Below are 20,283 nucleotides of genomic sequence, written 5' to 3' on the forward strand. Positions count from 1 at the left end.
TAATGGCTACCTTCACAAGAGTTCGACTGCATCCCACATTTTGGTTACTGGTGATAATTTCCGTTTGGACAGGACATTTTCTAGAAATTATCACATTGTGTATATTGGTATTTATACATGAACTGGGACATGTAGTAGCAGCATGGTCCTATGGATGGAGAATTCAATCCATTGAATTGTTGCCTATCGGAGGAGTAGCCAAAACAGATGAATGGGGAACAGTTCCAGCAAAAGAAGAAATTATCGTAGCTTTAGCTGGCCCTTTTCATCATATTTGGATGGTTTTATTTAGTTTGCTTGCCTATCATTTTGGTTGGTGGAGTGAGAATTGGACGATGTATTTTATCCAAGGTAATCTTTTTATTGCCCTTTTTAATTTAGTTCCCATCTATCCCTTAGATGGTGGGAGAGTGTTACAAGCATTACTCAGTTATGTATTACCCTACCGTTTATGTATTACCATTACATACTGGGTGAGTATCATATTCTCTATTGGTTTGATGGGTTGGGGATTCTTTTCTTCTTTTCCTTTGTTTACAATTTCCCTCTTCTTACTGATGACCAATATCAAAAATCTTCGATCTTATCATTTGCAATATTTGCGATTTCTGCTTCATCGTCATCATAACGGTATCGTTCATGATGTACCTATTCGAAACATTCGTTTGCAATATCCTATCCAAACAGCGAGGATCATTCATCGGTGGTATAAAGAATGTTACCATGTTTTTGAGTTGACAGATAACAAAGGCAATTCTCTTGGATTTATACCCGAAGAAAAGCTGTTGGAGAAGTATTTTGAGGATGGGAAGATAAGAAATATTCGAGATCTAGTAGGATGAACTTATTTGCGGAATATTTGATATACATTTAAAATGATAGTAATTGCCGCCTCTAATAACGAAAGGACATCATCATGGGTGCGGGTGACATTATCCGAGCAACGCTTCCATTACCGGAAGCGTACCAAGCAGTATTCGTCGAAAATCAGTTCAATCAAATCGTTGGAACATCGACAAATGAAGCTTCTAAAGCTGCTGAACAGACCCTGAAAAAATTGCAGCTTGCTCTCTCCGATTTTCGGGGACAGTCGGTGATGCTTATCGTTGAGAAAGCATGCTCCTGTCAACCTGTACAGAATAAAAATGAGTTGGTAGAAGCTGCTTTTTCCCTCGAAGTAGTGAGAGATGAAAGAGCGTTTAAGGAAGCTCTGGACCGTTTTCTTGCTCTTCTGAAGGAAACCATCGGAGCACAAAAAGTTAGAGTTGTTTGGTAACATGGCTCTGACTGTAACTCAGGACAACTTGTGAAATGGTTGTCCTGAGGGTGAAAGTATAAACTTAATATAGATAAGGGATTTCTGGAGAAAGGCAAAGTTCACAAGAATTTGCATCCATATGTACTAGTGCGCCGATAGGGACAGGATAATTTGGTAAAGAATGCCCTGATGGAAATCCCATAAAGGCAGGTACACCTGCTTGTAAGGCATGTTCCGCTAAAATAGTAGATAACGATATGCTAGTTTGGTTATCAGGAGCCTGACAATTGGTAAAATGGCCAAATAGGATGCCATTAGCAGCTTGTAATTTCCCGGCCAGTCGAAGTTGTGTAAGCATCCGGTCGACGCGATACGGATTTTCCCCTACTTCTTCGATAAACAAAATATGTCCAACAGTATTTACTTCAAATGGTGTCCCGAGTGATGCAGCCAATAAAGACAAATTTCCTCCAATAATAGGTCCCTCTGCTTTTCCTGGAAAAAGGCAGTGGGCTTTTTTTGTTTTTGGATAAACAAAGCATTCGGTAGGACTTTCTAAAGTTTCCCAAAGCGATTCCCACCATTTTGAAGCATAAGATTTTGGCAACTCAGACAACATAGGTCCATGAATCGTAGATAGGCCCGTCTCTTGATAAATGGCAATGAGTAGCATTGTAATATCGCTGTAGCCTATCAACCATTTGGGGTTACATCGTATAAGATCATAGTCAATCTGATCCACGATACGCATGGACCCATATCCTCCACGTAAACAAAGAATCGCGTCTATCATAGGATCTGCAAACATACGGTGTACATCTGCTAAACGTGATTCATCACTTCCCGCTAGAAATCCTTGCTGATCAAAGATAGAATCCCCTAATACAGGTACAAATCCGGATTTTTCCAAGTATTCAATCGCTTGATGTGTAGCAATAGGTTCTAAGGGACTTGCAGGTGCAATAATTCCAATATGAGATCCTCTGGAGATGCTTTTGGGCATCATCATTTCCGTCACCTCATTTTGATATTTAAGATGAGTATTATTCTAGTATGAGACATGGACTTGGTTTATTTCAAATGAGTGTTGTTTACCTATTCATTTATTGTTGGGAATAATTTTATCGGATAATAATTTATTGTTATATGTATAAAAAAATATCTATCTTTAAATGAATTTTCAATAAAAATACAATATTAATTAGTTTGAGGCATGTTTTCATCTATTAGAATATGTAATATCTTCATTGATAACAACAGTGGATCACTTGAAAGAGAAGGGAATTAATGGAATGTTCAAAAAGATAATTTCTGGAGCCTTTGCTGCTACACTTGTTCTCGCAGCGCCAACTATCGCACTTGCATGTAACTGGGGAGCACAATCGAGTGGAGACTGTAAAAAATTAGATGTAACGGTTCAAATTGAACGTGGAAACAGTGAGGAAGCAGGTTATTATGATCTGTATTGGTCCAAAGATGGTAATCCCAAAAAAGGGGAAAAAATTGCGACTGGTCAAATTCCGATCTTGAAAAAAGATGAAACACACAACATCACATATGATGTTTCGCAAAACAAGAATGGTAAAGAAGGACGTTATATTTTCCACTTGGTTGAACCAAAAGGTTCGATTTGGAGTAAAGAAATTGTGGTGACAGGCTGTACGGAAACCCCACCACCAGCAACAGACAACGGTGGAACAACTCCACCGCCAACAACGGAGAATGGCGGGACAACCCCACCGCCAACAGCAGAGAACAATGGTGGAAAAACTCCTACACCCATTGTAACCAAACCAAATGGAGGGAAAATCCCGAATACTGCAAGTAGCTACTCGACTGCAATGGCACTTGGGGCAGCACTCGTAGCTGGTGGAGCATTGACCATTCGATTTCAAAAAAATAATGGATAGAAAAGAAAAGCGTTCCATTGGGGACGCTGTTTTTGTTTTCACATCAGGTACATAGGAATGTACTCAAATGAACAAATGGAGAATAAAAAATTAAAGCAAACAAAGAAGATTCATACATATGAAAATCTTTTATCTTTACTATATTATATTACATAAAGGGAATCTTTTATTCCAAACTCACTCCGCTTATAGCTTCTGAAAATGCGTTATTGATGTATCAAAATAATGAAACATAAAGGACAACGAGGTGTTTCCCATTTTGTTTATATGGTTAATAACATTATTTATAGCTGGTATGATTATCTGGTTTTTGGTTGAACAATGGCGTTCCAAATCTTCGAAAGATTATCGATCAAAAAACCCGACCGGGACAATAAAGCGCAAATAGTAACCATAGATATCCCATCGGCCTATAAGAAAAAGCATAGCGGAAAATAGAATTTTCGAAGTTGTATCAGCTAACCAGAATCAGAGATGGAATGGTTATTGGTAAAGTAGGTAATTCAGGAAATTCATCAGAACCACACTTACATATTCATGCAGAGAAAGATGGGGAAGGAATTCCAGTTCTATTTGATAGTCGTTTTTTGAAGCGGAATTATTTATTCTAAAGGAGGTTACCATGCAACAAGACCTAATCATACTGATTTCCAGAATAGCAAATGAAATTGCTGAAAGTGTTCCTGTTGGAAAGAAAGTATGGATTGACAGGAATAAGTATGAAATTGTTGTGGTTCAAACCGATACAAGTTGCAATAAGTATTTAGCAGTCCATGATGGTCGAGTAATTTATGATTCACCCAACAAAAGTTGGTACGAAATCGGTGGAGAAACTCGTGCATTCGTCGAGTCGGCAGATCGAAAAGATTATTTGTTATTTGCTAATAATTGGCTACGAATTATACGTGCATCTGGAGTCGATGAAGTCAATATTATGGAAAAGCTCCGGCGAGGCTTTCCAAACTTTTGGGAACCATGTTTGTTTGACGATGAGGTGGAGGAATACATGCTCGTCAAAGATCGTTGTGAACTGATCATTCATGATCCCAACTCTTCTGATGAGGATAAGGAGGAAGCATGGATTACTTTCACCCTGTGCGAACTTATGCAAGAAGATGGAGTATAACCTTTTTGAATATTGAGTAGATAAAGGAAGTGGTGAGTCTATGGCAAATTAAATAAGCCAAAAGACTCATCGCTCACTATGATTGGTATCCATCTCATGGACTAGAACAGGTACCCTGTCACTGGATTTCATAGATAGTCTAGATCAAAAATTTACATCACCGTCCGTTGTTGATTTGATTTAGGGTAATATTTAAAGGTTATGTTTTCTCTATCTGGCTTGTTTTTGGTAATGGAAAAGATATACTTGTCCCTTTTCCTAACACACTGTTAATTACAAGCTGTCCTTCATGAAGCTGAATAATTTCTTTGCAGATCGCTAACCCTAGTCCACTTCCTTTCTTTTTACTAGAAGCTTTGTAAAATCTTTTGGTTATATTTTTTATTTCAGACTCCTCTATTCCTGCTCCATTGTCGGTAACGGTTACTGTAATGGTTTGAGAATCTTCTGTAGCAGTAAGTTCCACTCTTCCTTCTACAGGAGTAAATTTAAAAGCATTATCGAGTAGATTGATAAGAACTTGTTTGATTCGATTGGGATCGGCATACAGTTCTATATCAGGTTTATGCTTTACTTCAAATGTTACATTTTGTTTTTTGCTCAGCCTTGAAAATTGTTTTTCGATTTCTGTAAGCAATTGACTTAAGGAAAACATTTCTTTTTCCAATTTCATTTGACCAGCTTGATAGTGTGAAAAATCCAATAAATTTTCTACTAACTTGGTTAAACGCTGGGATTCTTTTTTCATGATAAGGAGCCCAAGCTCGGTTTCTTCTCTATCTTCTAGTTGTCCTTCTTGGATGGTTTCAATCCAACCGTTAATGGATGTTAATGGAGTTCTGAGTTCATGCGAAATAGCAGAGATAAACTCATTTTTTAGTTGTTCGTTTTTTCGAAGTTCTTGAGACATGATGTTCATCGTTTCACTTAACACTCCTACTTCGTCATGTTGGTGCTTTTGTGAAGTGAGCAGGAAATTACCAGCAGCTATTTGTTTTGCTAAGGAAGTGAGATCGGTAATCGGTTTTACTATTCGTTTTGCAATCCAATAACTGACGATCACAGACAAACTGATCAAAATGAGTGCCAATACGATTGACAGAAACATGAATTGCGTTATCTTTTGATCAAGTTCCGTTGCAGAGGATGAATAACGGAGTACACCTACGATTTGTTGATTAATCCGAATTGGATTAGATACAGCTATAATCGTTTCATCAGAGCCTGATGGTTCACCTTTCCAAATTCCTACCTTTCCTGATAATGCTTTTTGGATATCCGGTGTTTGTAAAGAAGTGGTATACGACATCCGATAGGAATCAAGAATTACTCGATTGTCCAAATCAATAATTTGAAAATCGAGATAAGATTTTTCTTGCCTTTTTTCATCACTTATACGTTGAGCGAGTGCGGAAAGGGTTTCAAAAGAGTATTGGTTAAAATACCGGGTTGAAGCAGCACTTTCTTGAACCAAAGTTTGAACCACTGTACCATAGTAATATTGATACAAAGCAATCAGAAAAAAGACTTCCACAAGAACAACCACACATACAATTAGTGTTCCAAAGGCGAGTGCCATGCGATTTTTCAAGTTTTTTCGTATCACTTGTGGTGTCTCCAAAGATACCCAAAGCCCCAAATGGTTTCTAAATAGATAGGTTCAGATGGATCATCTTCTACTTTTTTTCGCAATCGACGGATGTGAATATCGACGGTTTTTAGATCGCCTACGTAATGCTTTCCCCAAACTTGATTTAAGATTTCATCACGACTAACTGCTGTATTGGGTTTCTCCATCAATATTTTTAAAATCTCAAATTCTTTTGGTGTCAAATTAATGATGGAGCCTGATCTGTCCAACTTTCGTTGTTCCAGTTGAAGCGTAAAGGGAGCAAGTGCGAGTACGTTGGCAGGTTTCTTTGTTTTGAGCCGTTTCCCCAATACCTTCATTCGGGCAATTAGTTCAGCGGGGCTAAATGGTTTGGAAATATAGTCATCCGCTCCACAGTCAAACCCTTCTAATTTATCTTCCATCTGACTTTTCGCTGTAAGCATAATAATTCCGATATCTGTGTCCTTTTGTCTTATTTGTTTACAGACTGCAAAACCATCCATGTCTGGCAACATGACATCCAGAACAGCAATGGAGATATCATCCATCTGATGGAATTTTGTTAATGCTTCTTCTCCTGTTGTCGTTTCGATTACTTCAAAACCTTGACGTTTGAGATTGATCCGGACAAAGCTCCGAATTCCTTCCTCATCTTCTAGTAGCAATACTTTCATTCCTATTTCTTCCTTCCGTTTATTTGAGAAAAGTAATGGATTTCTCCCATTTTTGAAGATTCGCTTTATATTTTTCAGGAATATGACTTGACTCTTTTGTTATCGATAAGACTAATATTTTGTTCTGATTTTTGTTCAATAACGTATAACTTTCTTCTCTTTTCTTCATTAAGGCTTGAAAATCAGACCATTTGTTTATTGGAATATGATGAAGCGTATAGAGGGGAATCCACTTCTTTGCTTTATTGCGATAAGAAATTTGCAATTGATTTGGTGAGAGTTCTGTTAATTGGATATGTTGATCCCATGTAGGTGGAATGTCAAATTCAAATGTTTGTTGCTCATCTGTATAGATTTTTTTAACAGGTTGCAAGTTATTGTTTTTATCTAATTGATACCATATGGTCATTTTTCCGTTGAATGTATAGGCATCATATTGGATATCAGTTGGAAGGGATGTATTGCTTTTGATTTCTGCAATTCCATCTTTGTTGTTATCTTGTGTTTGCATACGCAAGGAAGAATTACGATAAAAAGTTTGAACGGTAAAAGCTTCTTTTCCTGCCATCAAGTTTTTTAATCGCCCGTTTTCGATCACCAATGCTGTAGTATATAGATGACTATCATAAGCACTAAGCGTGACAAAGACTCCTTTTTGATGGTATTTTAAATTTACTGTAGTAGCTTGTAGCACATTATCAAAAAATAAAGCGCTATTAGACGAAAACTCAGTAGGAAATAAATATGAATCTAGCTGTTTGCAATTTTGTATGCATTGAATAAATTGTGCTATAAGTTGGTTTTCTTTGTTTTTCGTAAATATCAGCATCTCATCTCGTTTATCATTCGTCCAATCTTCTATAGCAACGTTATAAAGGTACTGTTGCTTTAGTACAAGAGAATAAGAATAATCCGTTTGTATGCGAAAGACAGATAAATATTTCTCTCCATCGCGATCAGCCGTTGATGCATTCGTAGTTCCAATGATCACTTCTGGTCGCTTATCTCCTGCTACATCTCGAAATGCTAAATAATGAAAACGGTCATGATTTGGTATGGTTATCTTTGTTGCTAATTCCCATTGACGATTTTTTTGATGGAGAATGATAAGTAACAAGCCCAATCCATTTTCTGCTCCAACAATCCCCACGATTTCGGGGTGAGAATCTTGATCTAAGTCAACGAGATTTATCGCCCCTGTATAATCGGATTGTTGTGGTACTAGCATTTTATAATCTCTAGGGATAAAGGAGGAAAAAACTCGGAATGCGTCCCCTTGATTATTACTAGGTTTTTGAAGTAAATCAGTAGGAAAGGGGAATAGATTACATCCTGTTAATGAAAACAACAGCAATACAGATATGAAATTTTTCCAATTTATCATATTCCCATCCTTTTGGCTATTTTAACCTTTATGAAACGACTTTTCTTTTCGTGCTGCGTAAAATAATACTATAAACAATGTTCGAATAAATAGGAAGAGGTGTCGGAAATGGAAAAAAAACAGATCGTAGGAATAATGTTAATTGTATTGGCAGTAAGTTTATGGGGTTGTTCATCCGTAGATTTGGAGGGGTATGCGAATCCAACTACTGTTGAAAATATCGAAAAACAACAAGATAAACAGATCAACGATTTGTCTGATAAAGATGCAATCGATTTTTTACAAAAAGCTTATGAAGCTCAAATGTCTCTCGTGGACAAAGCGATGAAAGAAGAAAAGCTGGAGAGTGGCGAAATAAATACTGTTTTACATCCGTTGTCTGGGGAGGAAATCCACCAAACATTAGCACCTTATCAAACAAAGGACAGTATTGATACGTTCATTAAAGTTGCTGGTGAAACGTTAGAAGAAGGCTGGTTGCCTCATGATGAAGAAATCACTGGTTATTTAGTGGATTATAAAACAGATGCAAAAAAAATCAGCTTTAAACGTAAAAAAGGACAAATCGAAGTTACAGCTAAAGTATACGTGGAGGAACAAAGCCCAGCGGAAGTTATCGCAACACTATCCAATACCAGTAATGGGTGGAGAGTTTCAAAAATTGATATCCAATAATAGATAGAACTCATTTGTTTATTCCTTAAGAAGACAAGTGGGTTCTTTTCTTATATAAAATTTGGGATTTGGGGAAGCATGTGTTACATAAGGGATCTACTCTGGAGGGGTGACATTGTATTACGTATATAGTTTCCTTCTTGTATTTGGAGGTTTGTTTGCTGCTAATTTTATTTTTTCGTATCAAAGCAAACACATCGATTCTCATTTTTGGGCAACATTCAAATTCCAACTCATGATGCTCCCTCTCTTTTTGTTTGTTAACATTTGTATCGGTTATGGTATCAAATTTGGATACAAAGCAATTGGCAATTTAAGCTATGTGTTAGCAGCTTCAAAAGGATTGGAACTATTGATTTCCCTTATTATGGGATATATCTTCTTGAAGGAGATTCCCAGTTGGAAAACGGGGATAGGTTTCGGGATTATTTTGATAGGGTTTGTTGTGGCCAAATTGAAATAACAAAGTGAAATCTCAAACATACAAATAATCGGAATAGAATCCAAAAAAGAGATATGCTACAGTAAAAGAAGCATCACTGTCTCATTTCCTATCACATGGAAGGCAGCGCAAGATGGCAAAAAGGAAGATGGCTGTCTTCGTGATGGTGGTACACGAAGATACAAGGGAGATCCTTGCTCTGAGGACGATCCCTCCAAAGATCGATCCATGGGAATACCCTGGTGGTCGGGTGAAGGTGGACGAGAACCTCTCGGCTGAAGAGCTCATGAGGTTCCTGATGGAAGCAGCCGTCCGACACACCGAGATCAAAACGGGGCTCACGATCGAGATCCTCCCCGATGTGGTCTTCGATGAGATCTGGGGTACCACGCAGATCGTGGGTTTCGTGGGGATCACAAGAAGCAAGGAGGTCACCCTGACCGACAAGCACATCGAAGCAGGGTGGTTTCTGTCGCCAGATGATATCCCGACAGAAGCCTATGAGGAACGGGCTGCTTTGGTACAGGTTACTTCTGAAGAAAAGCCTGCCAAGAAGCCAGGTCCTCCCGAGTCGATGTATGAGGAGTTCCGTAGGGCTCAGGCTGTCTTTGCGGCTCGCTGCAAGGGTGAAAGCTGATAGTCTCAACGGGATTCGCTGGACAGGGAGTTCCCACTCTCTGTCCAACCCGAATTGTTACCTAAGTATGGTTATAAATAGAATAAGAAGGTTAATGGAGGTATTCACTTGCAAGTAAAGGAAGTTTTCTACTAAGTCAGAGGTCCCCCAAGTGTTTTGAATTTTATAGACACTTATTTTTAGGGGGATTGAAATGGACATTATAATCAAAGAACAACTAGCGGAAGATGAGCACAAACCCATCAATATAGATGGAAGCTTTACGGTGGATGGGGTACTTGTGCTTTCTTTACAGAACAATCAAATCACGTATACAGTACAACAAGTACCGCCTTTTGAAAAATCGTATGCAGATGAGGTACCAGAAGAGATCGATGAAGATGACTCCGATGATAGCGATGATCTAGAACGAATCGTGTATTTGGCAATTGCAGGTGATCGAGTAGTCGGCCAGATCAAGTTGAAACGTAACTGGAACAAGTATGCTTATATAGAAGAAATACTGGTAGACAAACAATATAGAGGGCTTAACATAGGCAAAAAACTAATCCAACAAGCCATACAATGGGCAAAAGTGGGTAAGATGCCTGGTATCATGCTAGAGACCCAGAACAATAATGTAGCAGCATGTAAGTTTTACGAAAGTTGTGGCTTTGTACTAGGTGGTTTTGATGCTTTTGTTTACAAAGGGCTAGATCAAACCAACAATGAAATAGCATTGTATTGGTATCTGGTGTTTGAATAGAAGGCAGGAAAATTTTTAAAATAGGAAAAAAACACCCTTGTTCTGAAAATAGGTAAGGGTGTTTTTTATGTTTCATAAAGTACAAACATCAATCATTCCATTTTTTCTTTGGAATGCTAAGGGTGGACCATTTCTCATTTTTAACCATTTTACCGATATAAACAATTTGCCTGACATGATTGGAATAATGGGCGATTTGACGCTCAATCGCTTCTATTATCGTATGATCGACGCCTCGGATTTTGGTAGTCCGTAGCAAGTCGTTTGGGGAAAGAATATGGAGGACATCAAATAAAATCTTCCAACCGGCTTCCCAAGCATCAAGTAACTCCTCTTTGCTTTGAAAACTTCCCTCAAACTCCGCATCTCGATTCCGATCGGGCTTTTCGCCGTCACTGTCAAATAAGTTTGTCCATCTGGATCTCATATTTCCATACATATGTTTCACAATGATTGCAATACTGTTAGATTCACTAGAAGGAGTGTAGTGGAGTTCCTCAAAGGTGAGTTGTGCAAAGGTTTTATCTGCGAGGCTTTTCATACTCTGAAAAGTGGCGATAGATGTTTGAAGATAATGGTTTCCTATGTTCATCCTAACACCTCATTATTGGGTAATCGTTACTTATTCGATTATCTTATTTTTTTCGGTCAGTAAAAACATAGTAAATGAATTCTTATCATTCGCAATAGTAAAATAGAAAATTAGTTATGATCTTTTCTTACAAACTTCGAAATGAGATAATTTTATTATAGGAAAAAGCTAATCTAATCATATAAGGAATACACAATAAACAAACATGGATAGTAACGGAGTACCATATACTTTATTACCGAACAATTGTGCGCGAAAGGAAGTGGTGGAAATCCGTGCCTGATCAATTAGAGAAGATTTTAGTGCGTTTAGAAGGTGTGAAAAGAAATAGAAGAGGGTATCAAGCTTGTTGTCCTGCACATGACGATGAACATCCATCCCTATCTATTTGGGAGAACAATCAAGGGTTTATCGTATTACATTGTTTTGTAGGCTGCTCTCGATCTGATATTTTACAAGCATTGTATCTAACTGAAAAGGATATATCACTTCAGAATAAAAAGGAACACTCGGAATCGCAATCTTTCCAGATTTCACCAAATAAAAAGAAACCTTTTCGTCGTAAAAAAATGGATGCATTTGAAGATCGGACAGAAGAGTGTTTGAAATACCAAGAGCAATTATTATCAAGTAATGTTGCAATCAAATACTTAGCTTCCAGAGGGATCGATTTGTCCTTTGCTCCATCATTTGGAGTTGGATTTGCAAGGGAAAAGGATTGGGGAGGCTGGAAATGGGGGCGTATCACCTTTCCTCATACCACACCAGATGGAAAGATTGTAAATCTGTATGGGCGATCGATTGGGGAAAGCCACAAGATTACCTCCAAAACGGAGCGGAAACACTTTGCACCAGGCAAACATATGAACCAATCTGGACCAAAAGGTATATTTAATGCTCGTGTATTGAAAGAAGACACGGTATACATAACAGAAGGTGTATTTGATTGTCTATCCTTGATCATGAGTGGATATCCAAATAGCTGTGCTATATTTGGCCTCCATGGTATTCGATGGGAATGGTTTCAAGCAAGAAAGATTGTACTTGCGTTTGATAACGATAAAGCAGGCGAGGCAGCGCGGGACAAATTAAGGGAAGAGGCTATTCTCTATGGGAAAGAAGTTTCTTTGTTGGATCAATCTGTTTACCGGGCGTGTAAAGATTTGAATGAGGTTTGGATGAAATATGGCCGGATTGATATTCCAGAGAAGGTAGAGCAAGAAGTATATATAGATACAGTCATCACACAACCAGCTGAATCGAAACTTAATAAAAGACAAATAACAGGAGAAATTCAGTCCATCAAACAAATAAAAACAAGATATGGTCATGAAATGGCGTTTATTACACTCCATTCCCCACAGGGAATACAAAAATTAACCGTATTTCCAAAAGAATTTAGACAATACAAAAATTTGCTGCAAGATAGGGAATGGATCATAGCAGATATAAAGCAAAATGCTAGGGGGATAAGTGTAGAAAGGATATCGAAAGTTGATTCTCCAAAATAAGGACAATGCAATCTTGGTCAAATTTGATTGCCTCCTAAACGAGGAGAAGTAATGGGAATTGCCAATTGTCTAGTGGTAACAAATAACAAGAGAAGGCGAGCGAATCCGATCAAAACGCTCACTTTCTCTATTTTCTTTATTTTGGGGTTATCCATGATCAAATTAGAGCAGGGGCTCCGTTTTGCATTTCTCTATCTATCGTAGGTGGACCTATCTAACTTTTGCATACTTAGATGTGCTAAGTCGAGGAAGAAGAAAGGTGGGTAAGATGCATTTTTCATCGAATTTACACAGCATCAATGTTTTTAGTATCACAGCACTAGGATGCTAAGCAGGGGTATTGTTATTAATATAGATATCAATAAATATGATGATATCTATATCTTACAAGAATCAATGTTGGAGCCTCCAGCTAAGGCGGAATCCATGACAATTCAACCTTACTATGTTCTTACTGCATAAGGATAAATTGGATCTTTTAATTGAAATTCATACGTAAGACCATCGACAATCCCTACTACTTTTTCGCTATCGTAAAGATCAAGCATAAAATCAGCCATTTCTTCAGCTGTATGGTATTTTGGAAGTATCCCTTCATATTTAATATTTTCTTCTAAGTCTCTTGATACTTTTGCAAATTCAGTTTCAGTTGCAGCAGGAGCTAATACTTTTGCTTGCATGCTTGCACCTTTTTCTTTTAATTCATGTGCAAGTCCTTCAGTTAAGGCACTTACATAGAATTTAGAAGCACAGTATGTGATTGCATTTCCAATAATCGTATATCCTCCACCTGATGAAACGTTAATTAATTGCGTTCCTTCAACTGTTGAATAGTCACGCACATAAAGAGACGTTAAAATAGTTAAAGCTTCAATATTTAAATTAAGCATTGTCTCGATTTTAGTTAAATTTTGATCTCCAACTGTTGCAAAATTACCAAACCCTGCATTATTAATCCAAGTTTCAATTTCGTATTCCTTTAAATCTTCATACAATGTATACGCATTTTTCGTATTAGATAAATCAACTATTTTTATAACGACATCTAATTCAGCATTTACTTTCGCGATTTCTGATTTTAGTTTTTCAAGCTCCTTGGTTCTACGCGCTACAATGACTAAATTTTTTCCACGAGCAGCAAAAGCTAGAGCTGTTTCATAACCAATCCCTGAACTTGCACCTGTAATAACGGTATATTTTTTCATTTTATTTCCTCCTAATATTTTGTGTATACTAACAAAAATGGATTGTTTAACTGATACGGATTTATCATAATGGTTAAAGTAAACTCTAAGTCAAGTCTATTTTTCACATTTAAGTAGTGTTGGTTAAATATGGAGGTTTTTATGTATACCATTGGTGAAGTGGCACAACTAGTAGGGATTAGTACACATACATTACGGTATTATGAAAAAGAGAATATCATTCTTCCAGATCGGAATGAACGTGGAGAAAGAAAATATACGGAATCACATCTTCAATGGCTAAAATTTGTTTTAAAATTAAAAGAGACGCAAATGCCAATCACAAAAATAAGAGAATATGCCTACTTGTTTACTAAAGGAGAAAATACAGTAATAGATCGATTAAAACTATTAGAAGATCATAAAAGTTCGATCGAAATCCAGTTAAAGACACTGGGAGAAACAAATAAAATGTTAGAACATAAAATTACTTCATATAAGGAAATGATTCTGAAAAGAGGAGACGAAGCAGTTACAGGTTCAAGGAGACAATAGCCCATCTCCAACTCAGTGGGCAAAATACGGTATGAATTCGGATTTCTTGCTCTCTGTTAAGTGAAGATGCTTCAAGTAGTAAAAGGATGGGAGTAAAGGTCAATACATAAAAGAAAAGCAGCCGAAGCCGCTCTATTTTTTTATTTTCTGCTTTAAGTATTGCAATTCTTGTTGGTAGTGTCTGGACCAGCTCATACCATCATCATGATGTTTTCCACAAGGGACAAATTTACTATAACCAGGATATGTTTCATCAATATAATCTGGGTCTTGTTCGTCTATTGCAGGAGGACCAGAGATGTGACCATTCTTTAGTCGAATGGGAAAGGACCAACAAGCAGTAGGCTTAAACTTCCATGGATGAAAATCCAATGCGGTAGCTGCTTTTTGTAAGGAACAAAGTCCACCTTCCAATGCAAAGACACACCGAGTCTGTTCAAAATGGGCAGGGTAATCTGATTTGTAGATATGAGGTCTTACGGCTGTTTTTCTGCCTACTTGGATATCTTGCCAGTTTCCATCCACAATAAATTCCTCAGGCAAGTGTTCAAAGTATGTAGGGTATTTATTTACTGTCGTTTTTAGCAATTCTTCTTCATCTTCTAAAAGATAAACGCCATCATAACAGCAGATGGCATCACAACGTAAGGAACAGCTTTTTATCTTAGGCTGGACACTATATTCTTGTTCCAACTCACTGATGATTTGCTGGCGGAATTGTAAGATAGGTATTACATATTTTTCATTCCATTGATCACAGGGTGTAAGAGATGCAGGATCTACTAAGCCTTGGGTTCTCGCTTTTTCGATATAAGTACCAATTACTTCTGGAAATCCCTTTATTCCTTCACATTTTAAGGTGGATGAGATCATGTCAGAAATATATGCATCTGCTTCATTTGGTTCCACATTTTCTACGAGGAGATAAGCTGCAACTGCTTGTGCATAGAGACCTGGGGTAGACTGTTGATCGATCGATGCCAACATTTCTTTGCTGTCTGGATGCTTTTGAGCTAAGAAATACGAGGCTAACAGAGAAAAGGAAGCAGCTAACGAGGACAAATAGTTGTATCCTCTGTTGTCGCACTCTCTCTTATAAACCGATAGATTTTGGATAGAAATAGGATCGCCAAATTTCGCAAGACACATAGACCTCCAGATCAAGCCATAATACAAATCCCAATTGTGTTTGATCTGTTTGGATAGGGAAATCCCTTCTTCGTAATACTGAAAAGCCTCTGACAGCCTTCCTTGTAAAGCTAAAATGTTCCCATAACAAATGGCTGCGATGTTATGGGCGTTTACCCAGTTGCTTGCTTTTGCTCTCTTGTATACACGACTAATTTCTTGTTCTGCTTCTGCGAGCATTCCTATTCCCATATACCCATCAGCTAGATTCACACGAGACAGCATGTGATTATAGGTATCATGAAAGCCTGAGTAGGCCGTTTTACAAGTAGCTGCTCTTTCGACTACTTGTTGATTGAGATCAACATTATGACACAAAAGGGCAACAGTATGATGAAAGGAGGCGTTAATCCGTTTGTTATCTTCCAAAAAATCTTGGAAATCTCGTTCCATGTTATTTAGTGTGGCAAACCCGTTTTGATTCAACCCAGCATAAAAATAGGCGTTTACCAATTGTTCATGGCATTTGTATGCTTGATAATCTTTGCTCGAACCTGCTTTGCTGACCGCTTTTTCTGCTAGTGATACTGCTTTTTCGGTGTGAAAAAGGCGTTGATGATACTTGGATTTGTATAGAAGACCAAGTAAATCTTGATCTTTTTCATTATGGAGAAACGTATTTTCTGAGTATAGCTTGATATATATTTCTTCCATCTCGACTTCACCAGCATCAAAAGAGGCTTTGATGAGGATGCTTAAGACATATTTATAGTTTTCATTCGAAAGATGAGTGGAAGCTAGCAAACGATCTCCTACATCCATGCAGCTTTTGAAGAATCCATTTTGCAAACAGAGTTCCAATAATCGGATACCTGCTAACGAGTACAGTTCTTGGAGTATTACTTGCTGGTTACTCTTCTCTACATGGTAACGAAACTCTTCATAGATGGTGATCTGCTCATAGCTATCCAACGTATCGACCTGAGCACTGGTGATGATTTCTTTGTAAAAATCGAGTAGCATTGCATCGATTTGCTCCCGATGGGGTAAATCTTCTAAAATTTCTCTGGCGATCTCGTAGTACAAACGTCGATTAAATGTAAACATCTCATCGAAAAGGACATGGTTTTTTATTTTAATCAGATTGTGAGGAGTATCCAAGTGATAAAAATGAGTGAGATTTACAGGGAACTCATCTTTGAATTTCTGTATACATCGCTCCAAAAAAGGCTTGGAAAATTTAATCCCTTGTGCACTGCCCCATGCCAGCAACAAAACCTTTTCTATCCCTAAGTCTAAAATTTTTTCCCTAGCTATCTCTTTCTTTTTATTGGAATGAAAATCTAATCGCGATAGAGGTATTCGTAACTCACCAGTTGCATCAATAAAACCCGGCGTATTTTTTATTCGTTTGATCGAATCCCACAGTAGTTCCAAATCGCCGCTGCAATCACGAGCCAATTTCTTTTTTGCTGGTGTACTGATGTTGCTTAATTCTAAACTAATGATCTGTTCGATATCTGCATGTCTTAATTTCTTCATTTTGATCAGATGGGTATGGGAGATCTCTTCTACTTGTTTCACCAAAGCACCAAAGTGTACCAAATCCTCTGATGATGCTAGGTTTTGTTCTTTTAAACTAGATTCCCAACATGTACATAAAATCAAAATCGGCCATTTCTTTTCTACCCCTGTTTCTACTAGCTTTTTTGTGAATGCGAGCGTGAGCGGATCTGCCCACTGAGCATCATCGACCACAAGAATGAGAGGGAGTCTCGACTCCTTTTGATTGGTAGAGAGAATAGTAGAGAAGATATCCATCGTTTGATCGATGAAAGAGGTATATTCTTGTTGAGCGAGGATGGCGTTGCGATCGCGATGCTGATTTTCTTTTTTATTTTTGACCAAATTTTTGAGTGATTCATATGTATTTAATCCATTATCTATACCAGATAGTATACCAGCGATGAGCTCCAATGCCATCCCGCTGCCGGGGAAAGCATAATTGATAAAAAGTGAAACCCCATTGCGCATCGCTTTTCGATTATCTGCACTATGCCGCTTCCGTTCGATCAATCCACCCAGATGCAACTTGATCTGCTTGCGAATTTGATTCAACGCTGTCGTATGAAAATGACTGTTTCGTTCATCCGTATTCGGACAACGCATCGCCACCCACAGCCATGGCATTTGCAATTCTTTGTTGTTTTCCAGCACATCAAACTCCGGTACAATCGTCATCGTGTGCTTCGTATCTTCGAGGTTATCCGGCCAATAATTCGGGTCATCATCATAGATCGTCAAGTAATGATACAACTCTTGGATAAGCCGAGTCTTCCCAATCCCCGTATCCGCTTCGATAACCACCACATTCGTATTTCCAGCTTTGGTATCTTCATATATATCTAGCAGTTGTGCTAGTTCTTTATCTCTTCCGATGAAGTCATTGGATTTGAAGCCGAGTTTCATGATATCACCTCTTTATGCAATTGTTGGCATAGTTAGAATTATAGCATAATAATTCGAGGTTCAAGTAATGGATGCTAATTGAGATATTTTTACTTCTATTACGTTTTTTATTACTGTCTAATAGAATTAAATTTGAAAATTTTATGTGGTGGTGTTGGAATGAATAGAGGTATAGGTGTATCTTTCACATTGAATTTCCGATTCTGGGTGAAATGGAAAGAGAGGATTTCTTGTATACCTGAAAAGATCGCTGAATGGAACAAAACTCCTCAAAAAGTTAATTTAAGTGTTTCCAGCTTAGTTCAATTAATCTTGGGAAATTTATGATCTAGTAAGTAGTTCTTTTCAACAGCGATCTATTCATTTTAACTATCTTTAAATATGTTGGTAACAAACTAATGCTGGGCAACGCATTTTCCTTTGATCTTGGTGTAATCGTCCCATCTTATTGATAGGCATGATCAGCAGAGACTTCACTTTCTGTTCGTAATCCAATGCTGGATCAATAGCCGTTCCTAAACACCACTCATTGTACGTATGTACTCTAAGAATGCCTTGTCCTCAGGTAAATTAAAGAATTTATTTAAAACCTCATCTCCTTTACGAAATCTTAGTCCGTAAATTAAATACATAGCATATCTTCTTTCAATCCGATTAAATCGGTACGAAGAATTACCGAAATGTTTTATCAATTTTTGTAGTTCTTTTGTGTATATAGTGTTCTCAAGTACAAAAGAATAGTTTATTAAAAATTTTAAACAGAGACATCTTGAATACCAGTGGTGATTTAAGGTAGTTGCTTTGAAATAATAATCATAAAAGAAATCAGTATCTTTTTCATTACAAGTACCTACCAAAAATTCAAGAATAAAATACTCAACGTTGGGGTAAATGTTCTGATCGCTATATAAGAAGTCTTTTAAACAACTTTTGAGATTTGGATATTTATTTATAAGGCATTTAAAAAAAAGAGAAGTTTCGTTGTTAATTCTGAATGTAAACTTAGGTTCAGTAATGATAGAATGTAAAAAATTATATGCTTCATCAAATGTAGTTAATAAGTTATTAATAATATCCTCTTTTGGATATTCATTGTTAGAAATTATTGCTCTTAGTATATATAAGGCGAGTGAGAACCATCTACCTTCTTTATTATTGTGTAAAATCCAATATTTATCATAGAGATAGTTTATGTTGGATTTGTTTTCAAACATTTCAATCCAATCATAAAACATCCAATATTCATTAAATTCATCGGAATGGAAGAATTTCAATTTACTTTCGTTGATATGAAGTTTAAGTTTATTTAGTTCAAAAGAAACTTTTTGGATTAATTTATGCGCCTCGTTTATATCTCCATTTAAACAAAACCACATGTCATCAGCATAGCGAGTATAAAAGCAATCGCCATCAGTAAAATTCTTATTAATATGTTCATCTATTCTTTGATCAAATGATGAGAGATAGAAGTTTGCTAACAGTCTAGACATTTCACCAACATCTTCTTGAGGTACACCCACACTACTAGGAATATAACCTAGGTCTGTTTTATCAGACAGACGTAGAAAATTAAACAGAAGATCTATAATTTTCGACTTGTTTATAGCAACATCTCTAAGTTTATTTTCAAGTATATCTAAATTGATGTCATCGTAAAAATGAGCAACATCAATGTGAATATAGAGATCATAGTGACGCTCATATAAGCTCTGAGCAAGGTTTTGGTAGTCACTCCATTCTTCTCTAAAATTATTCTCTGCGAGAACGCTTCCATACTCTGGATCAAATGCAAGTTCATCAAGATACTTTTTTGAGACTTTTAAGTCCTTAGTAAATCTAAAACCTCCAAATACATGATTTGTTTTTTTTATCTCATTTGATAACAAATCTTCTAGCTGTTTTACACAATAGTAATATATACAAGTATCTGCTAATGTATAGGATTTTATTTTTCGTAGAATACCATGAGCTTTAGGAATATAGTTGTAAAAAGGTTTGCTGAAATGATGTTCGAAACTATTGAGGTTTTTTGCTACTTCGGATACAAACTTATCTTTTCTAGTATCTTTGTAATCCAAGATATCTTTAAAAGATGATTCTTTAGTAATATGTTTCCAAAATCTAGAGTCTATCGCATCTTTAAATCTTCTTACATCTACTATCAAAAGCTCACCTTTTTCTATAGTTGTTATTATTAATAATTCGCATATATAAATCCTTTTTCCTTTTTGAGTTATTTGTTTAATGAAGAAAATACTCAAATATTTTATTTTAATATGTTTTAAAATAATAAAATACAGGATTAAAATAGATTTTTGTCGAAAAAAGGAACTCGTATGTCGATTATAGAATAATTTTAAGGAATGATAGAATAATCTCAG

At 36.9% G+C, this 20,283-nt stretch carries 19 protein-coding genes; 11 read left to right on the plus strand and 8 right to left on the minus strand.

Features of this window, described 5'->3' with window-relative positions; all coding sequences use genetic code 11:
* The first annotated feature begins 2 nt into the window (after window positions 1-2).
* Window positions 3-842: a M50 family metallopeptidase gene (locus A3GQ_RS22970; RefSeq protein WP_051271079.1), complete on the plus strand. Its 840-nt coding sequence runs from the start codon at window positions 3-5 to the stop codon at window positions 840-842.
* A gap of 74 nt (window positions 843-916) precedes the next feature.
* Window positions 917-1,276 carry a hypothetical protein gene (locus tag A3GQ_RS0101150; RefSeq protein ID WP_028775493.1) on the plus strand — a complete coding sequence of 120 codons (360 nt, stop codon included), beginning with the start codon at window positions 917-919 and terminating at the stop codon, window positions 1,274-1,276.
* Between the two features lie 64 nt (window positions 1,277-1,340).
* On the opposite strand, the gene A3GQ_RS0101155 is transcribed toward A3GQ_RS0101150, so the two are convergent.
* Window positions 1,341-2,267 (minus strand): S66 peptidase family protein, encoded by a 927-nt coding sequence (locus A3GQ_RS0101155; RefSeq protein ID WP_083964030.1) that lies wholly within the window; start codon window positions 2,265-2,267, stop codon window positions 1,341-1,343.
* 283 nt (window positions 2,268-2,550) lie between these two features.
* On the opposite strand from A3GQ_RS0101155, the gene A3GQ_RS0101160 reads away from it, so the two are divergent.
* Both A3GQ_RS0101160 and A3GQ_RS0101170 read left to right on the plus strand, forming a co-directional pair.
* Window positions 2,551-3,168 (plus strand): hypothetical protein, encoded by a 618-nt coding sequence (locus tag A3GQ_RS0101160; protein ID WP_028775495.1) that lies wholly within the window; start codon window positions 2,551-2,553, stop codon window positions 3,166-3,168.
* A 622-nt stretch (window positions 3,169-3,790) separates the two neighbouring features.
* Window positions 3,791-4,294, plus strand: a complete 504-nt coding sequence (locus tag A3GQ_RS0101170; protein WP_028775496.1) for a hypothetical protein — start codon at window positions 3,791-3,793, stop codon at window positions 4,292-4,294.
* Between the two features lie 199 nt (window positions 4,295-4,493).
* Here A3GQ_RS0101170 and A3GQ_RS0101175 read toward each other — a convergent pair whose 3' ends face one another.
* Genes A3GQ_RS0101175 through A3GQ_RS0101185 form a run of 3 tightly spaced genes read right to left on the minus strand, consistent with a single transcriptional unit; the run spans window position 4,494 to window position 7,964 of the window.
* Window positions 4,494-5,900: a sensor histidine kinase gene (locus A3GQ_RS0101175; protein ID WP_051271080.1), complete on the minus strand. Its 1,407-nt coding sequence runs from the start codon at window positions 5,898-5,900 to the stop codon at window positions 4,494-4,496.
* On the minus strand, window positions 5,897-6,580 hold the full coding sequence (locus tag A3GQ_RS0101180; RefSeq protein WP_028775498.1) for a response regulator transcription factor: 684 nt from the start codon (window positions 6,578-6,580) through the stop codon (window positions 5,897-5,899). Before A3GQ_RS0101180 ends, A3GQ_RS0101175 begins: the two co-directional genes overlap by 4 nt.
* 19 nt (window positions 6,581-6,599) lie before the next feature.
* Window positions 6,600-7,964, minus strand: a complete 1,365-nt coding sequence (locus tag A3GQ_RS0101185; protein WP_028775499.1) for a hypothetical protein — start codon at window positions 7,962-7,964, stop codon at window positions 6,600-6,602.
* Between the two features lie 108 nt (window positions 7,965-8,072).
* On the opposite strand from A3GQ_RS0101185, the gene A3GQ_RS0101190 reads away from it, so the two are divergent.
* The 4 genes from A3GQ_RS0101190 (at window position 8,073) to A3GQ_RS0101205 (ending at window position 10,463) form a co-directional block, all read left to right on the plus strand.
* On the plus strand, window positions 8,073-8,639 hold the full coding sequence (locus tag A3GQ_RS0101190) for a hypothetical protein (RefSeq protein ID WP_028775500.1): 567 nt from the start codon (window positions 8,073-8,075) through the stop codon (window positions 8,637-8,639).
* Window positions 8,640-8,748: 109 nt separating this feature from the next.
* On the plus strand, window positions 8,749-9,102 hold the full coding sequence (locus tag A3GQ_RS0101195; protein WP_342664977.1) for a hypothetical protein: 354 nt from the start codon (window positions 8,749-8,751) through the stop codon (window positions 9,100-9,102).
* 112 nt (window positions 9,103-9,214) lie between these two features.
* Complete coding sequence (locus A3GQ_RS0101200) at window positions 9,215-9,718, plus strand: NUDIX hydrolase (protein ID WP_028775502.1); 504 nt, start codon at window positions 9,215-9,217, stop codon at window positions 9,716-9,718.
* Window positions 9,719-9,911: 193 nt separating this feature from the next.
* Complete coding sequence (locus A3GQ_RS0101205) at window positions 9,912-10,463, plus strand: GNAT family N-acetyltransferase (protein WP_028775503.1); 552 nt, start codon at window positions 9,912-9,914, stop codon at window positions 10,461-10,463.
* Window positions 10,464-10,551: 88 nt separating this feature from the next.
* Here A3GQ_RS0101205 and A3GQ_RS0101210 read toward each other — a convergent pair whose 3' ends face one another.
* Window positions 10,552-11,055, minus strand: a complete 504-nt coding sequence (locus tag A3GQ_RS0101210) for a DUF1572 family protein (protein WP_028775504.1) — start codon at window positions 11,053-11,055, stop codon at window positions 10,552-10,554.
* A 275-nt stretch (window positions 11,056-11,330) separates the two neighbouring features.
* Here A3GQ_RS0101210 and A3GQ_RS25460 point away from each other — a divergent pair, with 275 nt between their 5' ends.
* The gene (locus A3GQ_RS25460) at window positions 11,331-12,566 is read left to right on the plus strand and encodes a toprim domain-containing protein (RefSeq protein WP_051271082.1); all 1,236 of its coding nucleotides are present in this window, start codon (window positions 11,331-11,333) and stop codon (window positions 12,564-12,566) included.
* A 51-nt stretch (window positions 12,567-12,617) separates the two neighbouring features.
* Entirely contained in the window at window positions 12,618-12,770 is a 153-nt protein-coding gene (locus A3GQ_RS27615; protein ID WP_169818222.1) for a hypothetical protein, read from the plus strand.
* A gap of 239 nt (window positions 12,771-13,009) precedes the next feature.
* Here the strand turns inward: A3GQ_RS27615 and A3GQ_RS0101220 are convergent, their stop codons facing one another.
* Entirely contained in the window at window positions 13,010-13,771 is a 762-nt protein-coding gene (locus A3GQ_RS0101220) for an SDR family NAD(P)-dependent oxidoreductase (protein WP_037463550.1), read from the minus strand.
* A gap of 141 nt (window positions 13,772-13,912) precedes the next feature.
* On the opposite strand from A3GQ_RS0101220, the gene A3GQ_RS22980 reads away from it, so the two are divergent.
* On the plus strand, window positions 13,913-14,305 hold the full coding sequence (locus A3GQ_RS22980) for a MerR family transcriptional regulator (RefSeq protein ID WP_037463551.1): 393 nt from the start codon (window positions 13,913-13,915) through the stop codon (window positions 14,303-14,305).
* Window positions 14,306-14,437: 132 nt separating this feature from the next.
* Here the strand turns inward: A3GQ_RS22980 and A3GQ_RS0101230 are convergent, their stop codons facing one another.
* Together A3GQ_RS0101230 and A3GQ_RS0101240 are read right to left on the minus strand one after the other, a co-directional pair.
* Window positions 14,438-17,902: a DUF3109 family protein gene (locus A3GQ_RS0101230; RefSeq protein ID WP_028775506.1), complete on the minus strand. Its 3,465-nt coding sequence runs from the start codon at window positions 17,900-17,902 to the stop codon at window positions 14,438-14,440.
* 515 nt (window positions 17,903-18,417) lie between these two features.
* Window positions 18,418-20,067, minus strand: a complete 1,650-nt coding sequence (locus A3GQ_RS0101240) for a reverse transcriptase domain-containing protein (RefSeq protein WP_028775507.1) — start codon at window positions 20,065-20,067, stop codon at window positions 18,418-18,420.
* Window positions 20,068-20,283 lie beyond the last annotated feature (216 nt).

The organism is Shimazuella kribbensis DSM 45090, from assembly GCF_000428065.1.
Classification (GTDB): Bacteria; Bacillota; Bacilli; order Thermoactinomycetales; family Thermoactinomycetaceae; genus Shimazuella; species Shimazuella kribbensis.